Source organism: Streptomyces sp. NPDC001858, assembly GCF_053594615.1.
In genome coordinates this window covers 267,831-276,140 of the sequence record NZ_JBSFEV010000008.1, presented here as the reverse complement: position 1 = coordinate 276,140, position 8,310 = coordinate 267,831, and the positions used below count along the sequence as shown (strand labels likewise).

The window sequence follows — 8,310 nt, the reverse complement described above, 5'->3', positions numbered from 1 at the left end:
CGAGGAACTGCGCGACCAGCCACAACGCCGCCGCAGCCGAACAACGGCACACCGCAGCACCCCGAAGGGGCGCGAGGAACTGCGCGACCAGCCACAACGCCGCCGCAGCCGAACAACGGCACACCGCAGCACCCCGAAGGGGCGCGAGGAACTGCGCGACCAGCCACGACGGCGCCGCGCCAGGACGACGGCACATCGCGGCACCCCCAGCGGAGCGCTCAGCGTTCGCGCCGGGACTGCGGCGGGATACGGATGGGCAGGGCGCCGAGCAGCCGTTCGCGGACCGGCGGCGCGGTCGGCTCGCTGTCGGCGACGACGGGCCGGTCCTCCGCGAACCGGGCGGCCGCCACCAGTTCGGCGATGCGCGCACCGCTGCGCCGCCCCTCCAGGTGCAGCCGTCCGACGTTGGCCCGGTCGTCGGCGAGCAGCGTCAGGACGGCGCTGGGCCCGGCCGTGTACGTCGCGAGGTAGCCGTCGGCTCCGCGCACCAGCAGCTCGCGGAACTCGCCGCGGGCGGCGAGGTCGACCATGCGGCTGCCGACGCCGAGGGCCGCCGCGGTGAGCGCGGCCAGCCCTTCCGGCTGTACGTCCGGCAGGTCCTGGGCGAGGACGAGACCGTCCGCGCTGGCCGCCAGCGACCCCGTCAGCTGCGGCACGCGGGCGCGCAGCCGGTGCAGTTCGTGCAGAACCTCGGCCTCGACGGCCATGACCGGTGTCCCTTCGGCGCGTTGTCGTGCCTCCGAGGCCGAGGCTACGGAAAACCACGGCCGGAATCCATGACTTTGGCATTTTCCAACGGAACATGCTGCACGGCGCGAAGTGATCTCAACCAACCCGCGAACAAGGCGAGTTGAGGGTTGCGTGAGCGCTGTGGACGTCTCATGCTGGCCGCATCACCGAGGCCGGGGGGCCACGCGATGCGATACGGGCGCGGGATACGAGTAGCCGTTCTGCTGGCTGCGCTGACGCTGGCGGCCGCCTGCTCGAACGGCGACGGCGACGGCGGCAACGGCAACGCCGACGGCGGCGACAGCGGCGCGGCCCGCGAGGACACGGCGAGCGTCACGTCGGTGCCCGAGGTCTCGAGCAGCAGCCCGAGCCCGTCCAGGTCGCCGTACTACGACAGCAACGACAACGTGCTGATGGCCAAGGGCGACTGCTACGGCCCCCCGACGGAAGACCAGGAGGGCAACGCCGTGGAGTTGCCCTGCGACGACCCGGAAGCCATCGGCAAGGTCCTCAAGCGCGTCACGGAGAGAATTGGCGCGAACTCCTACGCCGACTGCCCCGACTCCTCGGACGACGTGCTGGGCATCACCGGCGAAGCCCCGTGGGAGATCGCCGGCTCGCGCGACTACGTCAAGTACGCGGGCGGCGTGGGCTACGCCTGCGTCCGCAACCTCAAGGCCCCACACCCGGGTGAACCGGGCGGCGGCGGCATGGAGGTCGAGATCGGCGACTGCCTGGAGGCCTCGGACACGGCCGAGAAGTACCAGGAGGTCCCCTGCAAGGGGGAGGTCGTCCCGGACGTCAAGGTCGTCGATATGACGGACCTGGACGGCAAGTGTCCGCGTGCGGACGACGACGTGGTGGTCGAGACGTCGTTCACCGGCGAGGTCAGGTTCGGCGCCATCGAGTACTGCGTACGCGCCTACACCCAACCGTGAGGCCGCCTGGCAGACGGTGAGACTGCGGTCCGAGGGCGCCGACGCCTGTGAGCGAGGGGTCGACCGCAGCTCGGTGATCGAGCCGCACGCGGACAGGGCCCGCCCCGACGCGGATGGTGGGCGAGCCCTGTCCGCCGGGTCCGATTCCCGGATCCCGGCGCCCGGCGGGCCCATGAGTGCGGGGCCGCCGGCCTTGGTGCACGGCGCGCACCCCGTACGGGCGACGCACACCCCGCCCGCGCTGCCGGGGGTCCGGACGCGTGGCGGGCCTCCCGGCAGGGAAGGCGCACCCTGACGGGCCGTCTTCGGCGTCCGCGCCGCCGACCCGCTTGATCGCCCACGCCTCGCGGCGCGCGATACTGGCATGCGTACCTCGCCACCCTGTCGTCGCCGCCCTCACGAATGGACTCATGCACATCTCCGCGACCGTTCCGTCCACGGCTCCCGCCACGGTGTGGCAGTCCCGTGGCCGCCACACCGGCCCCACCGCGCCGGACGTCCTGCGCAAGAATCTCCAGGCCCTCAAGGACGCCGAGACCGTCCAGGACTTCAAGGAGCTGCCCGACACCGACACCCCCGAGGGGTGGACGGCCTTCGAAGCCCGGTGGCTGGTGGCGGACGACGTGACCGTCCGCGCCCGGCTCACGCTCGCCGAGTGGTCGGGCCAGGGCCAGGAATGGACGCTGACGGCGGAGGCGGAGCAGCCGTGGGACCTGCGATGGCCGTCGCCGGCGGCCATGTTCTGGCCCTGGGAGACGGACGCCGCGTGGGGGCACGAGACCGTCACCGGTGAGCGCTATCTGCGCACCAACCCGCTCCCCGTCGACGAGAAGGAACTGCGGCGCACGCTGCGCAACGCCCTGCGCGACGCCTGGACGGTCCATGTCGTCGTCCACGAGGCCATGACGCCGGACGAGCGGGGCCGGCGGTCGCTGGTCCCGCTGCTGCCGCCCGGCCTGCATCACCGGGTCGTCGAGCACCGGGCGGCCCCGCATCAGCTGCGCACCGTGAACTGGGCGCTCAAGGAGTCCGGGGTGGAGGTGCCGCGCGGCGGTGCGCTGGTGCTGCCGGGGGCGCCGGCTCCGGCCGAGTACGACGTCGTCGACTTCTCGGTGCGCAGCGTGTTCCTGGACGGGACGCATCCCACCGAGCTGCTGGACGCGGTGCGCCGCTTCGCCGCCCTGCCCAGGCCGCTGCCGGAGGGCGCCGAGGCCGCGCTGACCGAGCTGCGCGAGCGGTGGCAGCTGCTGACCCTGGAGGAGGAGCTGGCGCGCGAGCGCGACCTGGTGGTGATGTACAAGGAGGCGCTGGAGGCGATGACGGAGTCCCGGGACCTGTACCGGGAGGCCGCCGAGCATGCGCACGAGGCGCTGGCCGCGTACCGGGAGGCGGCCGCCGAGGCGGGCGAGCTCCGGCAGCCCCCGCCGGCCAAGAAGACCGGCTCGCCCTTCCAGCAGCTGGGCCGGACCCTGGAACGCCTCAAGGAGACGACCATGGGCCTACGCCCGACACCCCCGACAACCACCCCGCCGGACCACCCGGACACCGCCCCGGACGCAGGAACCGGCACCGACGACCCCAGGACGACCGAACCGTAGGCCCCCGGCGGGACGGCGGGCCGCTGGAAGCCCGCCGGGTCGGTGTCGGTGTGGGTGCGGTCGCCCTGCACCCCCGAGATGCGACACGCGACTTGGCCCTGCCCACTACCAGGGTCGCCCGGTGCGCTCCGCCACTCGGACGCGGCAGCCGTGTGAGATTGCGCCCGCGGGGAAATCGTCAGAGAGACAGACTCGGAGACAAACAGAGCAGACGCCGCACGACGGACCATATGGGAGGGCCCGTGGATGCGCCAACCACGCTCGTCGTCGTCGCGGTGGTGGTCGCCGCCGTCCTGTTCGCCGTGGCCGCCGCCGTGCTGGTGCGTCTGGTCCGGGCCCGCCGGGGCCTGAGACGGGCGGGGCTGCCCACCGGCCCGCGCTGGGTGTTCTGGGGGGCGGTCGCCTACTTCGTGCTGCCGGCCGACGCGCTGCCCGACCCCGTCTACCTCGACGACATCGGCGTCCTCCTGCTGGCCCTGCGTTCGCTGCGCCGGGCCCCCAGAACCGCCCCGACCCAGGCCCCCGACTGACGTTCTCCGAAACCGATTTCCACCCCGCCCGAGCCCGATCTCCCCTGCTCCGCGCCCTGCTGAAGGCCCGACTCCCCGATGATCACGGAGAGTAAGGAAACCAACCACCCGTTCGATTCGTATAAGTGACTGAAGGACACACACATCCAGCAGCACTGAAGCGGGCCCGAGTGACGTCGCACAGCGGCACCGCTTGATCGAGGCAGTACCGACGAGGGAGAGACGATGCAACCGTTCACGCTCAACTACGCACGCCCTGCGGCCGAGTTGGAGTTCGCCACTGCGTACGCCTATGACCCCGGACTGCAGTTGAACGTGACTCTCGACGGCCGGATCGCCGCTCGTGATCACGCTCTGCTGAGAGAACTCGGGACCACGACCTCGACTGCGGGCTCCAAGACCCACTTCGACGACTGAACACGGACCGACGACAATGACCGTGCTCATTCTGACCTGTGAAGAGGACGTCACGGCGGACATGGTGGTCGTGCACCTGAACGCCGCGGGCGTCCCGGTCGTCCGACTCGATCCCGCCGACCTGACGTATTCCGTCGCGCTCTCCGGCGAGTTCGTGCACGGAGCCTTCCGGGGCCATCTGTCCTCCGCCGGGCGGCTGGTGAGCCTCGGCGGTGTCAGGTCCGTGTGGGTCCGCCGGCCCGGCTCCCCCGCGGCCAAGGCGCCCGAACCGTCCGCGTGGCTCACGGAGGAAGCCTCGCAGGCGCTGTACGGCATGCTCCGCGGTACCGAGGCGCGCTGGATGAACCACCCGGACGCGTCGCTGCGGGCCCGGCACAAGCCCTGGCAGCTGCGGCTCGCGCAGCGCAGCGGCCTGCCCGTGCCCGCCACGCTCATCACCACGTTCCCGCAGGCGGCCCGCGAGTTCGCGGACCGCTATCCGGATCTGGTGGTCAAGCCGGTGTCCGGGGCGCACCCGCAGGATCCGCCGCGCGCCGTGCCCACCACCAGGGTCCCGGCGGACGCCGACTTCGCCGCGGTCGCCTACGGTCCGACGCTGCTGCAGCGCCGGGTGGCCAAGCGGGCGGACGTCCGGCTGACCGCGGTCGGCGACCGTCTCCTGGCCGCCCGGAAGGAGACGGCCCCCGAGAGCGACCCGGACGTGGTGGACGTGCGCTTCGCGCCGTCCACCACCCCGTGGCGCCCCGTCGAGGTCCCGCCGCGCCTCGCCGAGGCCGTGCGGAGATATCTGCGGGACGCCGAACTGGCGTACGGCGCCTTCGACTTCGCGGAGGACACCGACGGGACCTGGTGGTTCCTGGAGTGCAACCAGTCCGGGCAGTTCGGCTTCGTGGAGGTGGACACCGGTCAGCCGATCGCCCGCACCATCGCGGAGTGGCTGGCCGGGTCGCCCCCGGAGCCCGCCGCCCGGCGATCCGACCGGTGCGGCTCGGCCGCCGGCTGAGCCACCGGGGCTCCTGGCCGTCCTCCGACGGCCAGGGACGGTCCGCTCTCCCGCGTCCCCACAGGCGCCGCCGCGGACTCCAGCAGCGCGTCCGCCGCGGCGACCGCCTCCCGGACGTCGCCCGTGCCCGTCAGCACGCACAAGGTGTACGTCACGTCCTGGAGTTCGCGAGCCGTCTGCGGCCGCGCCCGCTCCGCCTGAGCGATCTTCAGCGTCGCGTACCGGGTCAGCAACGTCCTGGTGACCCTCGGGTCCGGCACGATCACGAGCGCCCCTTTCGGTGGTGGTGCGCTGCGTGTGCCCGGACCGCGGCGCATCATGCGCGTCGGACGAACTTGTCACCCGCCGGGGTCATGATCGGGCCACCCGGGGCCCCGCGGGCCGTCAGGCGACCTGCCCGCTGTGCAGGTCCGTGTACGCGCCGCCGCGCCCCAGGAGTTCCTCGTGGGTGCCGGTCTCCAGGATCCGGCCCTCCCCCATCACCACGATCCGGTCCGCGCCCCGCACGGTGGACAGGCGGTGCGCCACCACGAAGGTGGTGCGGCCGTGCAGCAGCCGGGCGAGGGCCTGTTGGACGAGCGCCTCGGACCGGGTGTCGAGCGCGGACGTGGCCTCGTCCAGGACCAGCACCTTAGGGTCCCGGATCAGGGCGCGGGCGATGGCCAGGCGCTGCTTCTGCCCGCCGGACAGCCGGGCCCCGCGCTCGCCGACGACGGTGTCCAGACCGTCCGGGAGCCGCTCGACGAACTCCAGCGCGTTGGCGTCGCGCAGAGCCGTGCGGACGGCCTCCTCATCGACCTCGTCCTCCATGCCGTAGGCGACGTTCTCGCGGATCGTGCCGTCGAAGAGGATCGACTCCTGCGGCACCACCGACACGAACCGCCGGTAGGTGCGCAGATCCAGGGTGTTCATGTCGGTTCCGTCGAGCAGCACCCGGCCCGAGGTCGGCCGGATGAAGCCGATGACGAGGTTGAGCACCGTGGACTTGCCCGCGCCGGACGCCCCGACGAGGGCCACGGTCTCGCCCGGCGCCGCGGAGAGGGTGAAGTCGCGCACCGCCGGGCTGCCGCCGTCGTCGTACGCGTAGCCGACGTCCTCGAAGCTCACCGACCCGTGCAGCGCGGTGAGTTCGGGTTTGCCCGCGTTGTCCTCCAGCTCGGGCGCCTGGAGGACCTCGCCGACCGAGCGCACCGACTCCAGGCCCTTGGTGATGACCGGGGCGAGCCCGGTCAGGGTGGTGGTGGAGTTGGTGAGGGTGGTCAGGAAGGCGCTGAGCATCACGACGTCGCCGGCGGTGACGCCCCACAGGCCGTAGTACGAGATCAGCGCGGCGCCGGTGAGGACGAGCACGCCGATCACATTGAGCAGCACCCAGGCCAGCGAGCCGAACCGTCCGTTGAGCAGGTCGAGGCGCATGCCGGAGGTGAGCAGCCGGCTGAGGGTGCCGTCCATCCGGCGCAGCGCCTTGCGCTCCAGGCCGTGGGCGCGGGTGACCGGGATGAGCCGGGTCATCTCGGTGACGCGGGAGGACAGGGTCTCCACCTCGTGCCGGAAGTCCTCGTTGTGGGCGCGCAGTCGGGCCCGCAGCCGGTCCACGAGCAGGGCGGCGGCGGGCACCACGACGAGGAAGACGGGCACGAACTCCGGGGTGCGCCAGGCGATGATGACGAGGCCGCCGGTGAGCACGGTGAGCGCGCCGAGGCCCTGTTCGGCGGTCTGCTGCACCATCTGCTCGACGGTCTCGACGTCCCGCACCACCTTGGCCTGGAGCACTCCGGCGCTGACCCGGGAGTGGTAGCCGATGGACAGCTGCTGCATCCGGGTGCAGAGCGCGGAGCGCAGGGTGGTTCCCATGCGGCGGACGCTGCCGTAGAGCAGGCGGACGTAGAGCAGGTGCAGCGGGTAGTTGACGAGCAGGATGAACAGGATCACCCCGGTGCTGGTCCAGAGCCGGCCGATCGGCTGGTGCTGGACGACGGTGTCGATGATGGACGCGGTGATCAGCGGCAGCAGCCACACCGGGCTGTGCTTGACGGTGAACACGCCGGCCGCGGCGGCGAGGCTGCGGCGGTCGGCGCGCAGGAGGTAGGCCAGGGTGCGGATCGGGTGCTCGCCCCGGTATCGGTGGTCGAGCGGTCCTTCGTACGACGACGCCATGAACGTCGGTCCTCTCGCTCGGTCGGGTCGTCCGGTCGGGTCGTCCGGTCCTCGGGGGGGGGCGGGTCAGCCGGCGGCGTCCAGTTCCGCGAGTTCGTCGGCCGTGAGGCGGAGTTCCGTCGCGGCGAGGGAGTCGAGGACGGTCTCCGGGCGGCTGGACCCCGGGATCGGCACCACCACTGGCGACTTGGCGAGCATCCAGGCCAGGCAGACGCGCTGCGGGCTGACCCCGTGGGCCTCGGCGACCTGGGCGAACGGCGCGTAGGAGGAGCCCAGTTCGCGGGCGCGGGCGATGCCGCCGAGCGGGCTCCACGGCAGGAACGCGATGCCGAGCTCGTCGCACAGGCGCAGTTCGGGCTCGCTGGAGCGGAAGGCCGGGGAGAACTGGTTCTGCACGGCGACGAGCCGGCCGCCGAGGATGTCGTTCGCCTGCCGGATCTGCCCGGGGTCGGCGTTGGAGATGCCGGCCGCGCGGATCTTGCCCTGGTCGAGCAGGTCGCGCACCGCGCCGACGGACTCCGCGTACGGGATCCGCGGGTCGGGGCGGTGGAACTGGTACAGGTCGATCGCCTCCACGCCGAGCCGGCGCAGCGAGGCCTCGCAGGCCGCCTTGAGGTGCTCGGGGCTGCCGTCCAGGGTCCAGCTGCCGTCGCCGGGGCGCAGATGGCCGCCCTTGGTGGCGACCAGGACGTCGCCGCCCCGGTCGTGGGAGGCGAGGGCCTTGGCGATCAGGGTCTCGTTGTGGCCGACCTCGTCGGCACGGAGGTGGTAGGCGTCCGCGGTGTCGATGAGGGTGACGCCGGCGTCCAGAGCGGCGTGGATCGTGGCCAGGGAGCGGGCTTCGTCCGGGCGGCCTTCGATCGACATGGGCATGGCGCCCAGACCGATCGCGCTGACGTCCTGGTCACCGATGCGGCGGGTCTGCATGGGCTCATGAC

Annotated in this window: 10 protein-coding genes; 5 read left to right on the top strand and 5 right to left on the bottom strand. The window is 72.4% G+C overall.

The window, feature by feature from the left end; translation table 11 throughout:
- Both ACWCPF_RS14875 and ACWCPF_RS14870 read right to left on the bottom strand, forming a co-directional pair.
- On the bottom strand, nt 1-196 hold a 196-nt coding region (locus ACWCPF_RS14875; RefSeq protein ID WP_451045411.1), incomplete at its 3' end, for a hypothetical protein.
- Nucleotides 197-218: 22 nt separating this feature from the next.
- The gene (locus ACWCPF_RS14870; RefSeq protein WP_451045410.1) at nt 219-707 is read right to left on the bottom strand and encodes a roadblock/LC7 domain-containing protein; all 489 of its coding nucleotides are present in this window, start codon (nt 705-707) and stop codon (nt 219-221) included.
- Between the two features lie 210 nt (nt 708-917).
- On the opposite strand from ACWCPF_RS14870, the gene ACWCPF_RS14865 reads away from it, so the two are divergent.
- The 5 genes from ACWCPF_RS14865 (at nt 918) to tgmB (ending at nt 5,215) form a co-directional block, all read left to right on the top strand.
- On the top strand, nt 918-1,667 hold the full coding sequence (locus tag ACWCPF_RS14865) for a hypothetical protein (RefSeq protein WP_451045409.1): 750 nt from the start codon (nt 918-920) through the stop codon (nt 1,665-1,667).
- 410 nt (nt 1,668-2,077) lie between these two features.
- Nucleotides 2,078-3,265 carry a hypothetical protein gene (locus ACWCPF_RS14860; RefSeq protein ID WP_451045408.1) on the top strand — a complete coding sequence of 396 codons (1,188 nt, stop codon included), beginning with the start codon at nt 2,078-2,080 and terminating at the stop codon, nt 3,263-3,265.
- A gap of 242 nt (nt 3,266-3,507) precedes the next feature.
- Nucleotides 3,508-3,795, top strand: a complete 288-nt coding sequence (locus ACWCPF_RS14855) for a DUF1232 domain-containing protein (protein WP_451045407.1) — start codon at nt 3,508-3,510, stop codon at nt 3,793-3,795.
- 225 nt (nt 3,796-4,020) lie between these two features.
- Nucleotides 4,021-4,212, top strand: coding sequence for a putative ATP-grasp-modified RiPP (gene tgmA, locus ACWCPF_RS14850; protein WP_451045406.1), 192 nt, complete (start codon nt 4,021-4,023; stop codon nt 4,210-4,212).
- A 16-nt stretch (nt 4,213-4,228) separates the two neighbouring features.
- Entirely contained in the window at nt 4,229-5,215 is a 987-nt protein-coding gene (gene tgmB / locus ACWCPF_RS14845) for an ATP-grasp ribosomal peptide maturase (protein ID WP_451045405.1), read from the top strand.
- Here the strand turns inward: tgmB and ACWCPF_RS14840 are convergent.
- The 3 genes from ACWCPF_RS14840 to ACWCPF_RS14830 form a co-directional block, all read right to left on the bottom strand.
- Nucleotides 5,119-5,481: a DUF5133 domain-containing protein gene (locus ACWCPF_RS14840; protein ID WP_451045404.1), complete on the bottom strand. Its 363-nt coding sequence runs from the start codon at nt 5,479-5,481 to the stop codon at nt 5,119-5,121. The genes tgmB and ACWCPF_RS14840 overlap by 97 nt on opposite strands.
- A 118-nt stretch (nt 5,482-5,599) precedes the next feature.
- On the bottom strand, nt 5,600-7,372 hold the full coding sequence (locus tag ACWCPF_RS14835; protein WP_451045403.1) for an ABC transporter ATP-binding protein: 1,773 nt from the start codon (nt 7,370-7,372) through the stop codon (nt 5,600-5,602).
- Nucleotides 7,373-7,438: 66 nt separating this feature from the next.
- Nucleotides 7,439-8,299 carry an aldo/keto reductase gene (locus ACWCPF_RS14830; protein ID WP_451045402.1) on the bottom strand — a complete coding sequence of 287 codons (861 nt, stop codon included), beginning with the start codon at nt 8,297-8,299 and terminating at the stop codon, nt 7,439-7,441.
- Nucleotides 8,300-8,310: the final 11 nt, after the last annotated feature.

Excerpts from the sequence above, each read along its gene's own strand:
- ACWCPF_RS14870 (WP_451045410.1), bottom strand. The coding sequence starts at position 707 with ATGGCCGTCGAGGCCGAGGTTCTGCACGAACTGCACCGGCTGCGCGCC.
- ACWCPF_RS14865 (WP_451045409.1), top strand. The coding sequence starts at position 918 with ATGCGATACGGGCGCGGGATACGAGTAGCCGTTCTGCTGGCTGCGCTG.
- ACWCPF_RS14860 (WP_451045408.1), top strand. The coding sequence starts at position 2,078 with ATGCACATCTCCGCGACCGTTCCGTCCACGGCTCCCGCCACGGTGTGG.
- tgmA (WP_451045406.1), top strand. The coding sequence starts at position 4,021 with ATGCAACCGTTCACGCTCAACTACGCACGCCCTGCGGCCGAGTTGGAG.
- tgmB (WP_451045405.1), top strand. The coding sequence starts at position 4,229 with ATGACCGTGCTCATTCTGACCTGTGAAGAGGACGTCACGGCGGACATG.
- ACWCPF_RS14835 (WP_451045403.1), bottom strand. The coding sequence starts at position 7,372 with ATGGCGTCGTCGTACGAAGGACCGCTCGACCACCGATACCGGGGCGAG.
- ACWCPF_RS14830 (WP_451045402.1), bottom strand. The coding sequence starts at position 8,299 with ATGCAGACCCGCCGCATCGGTGACCAGGACGTCAGCGCGATCGGTCTG.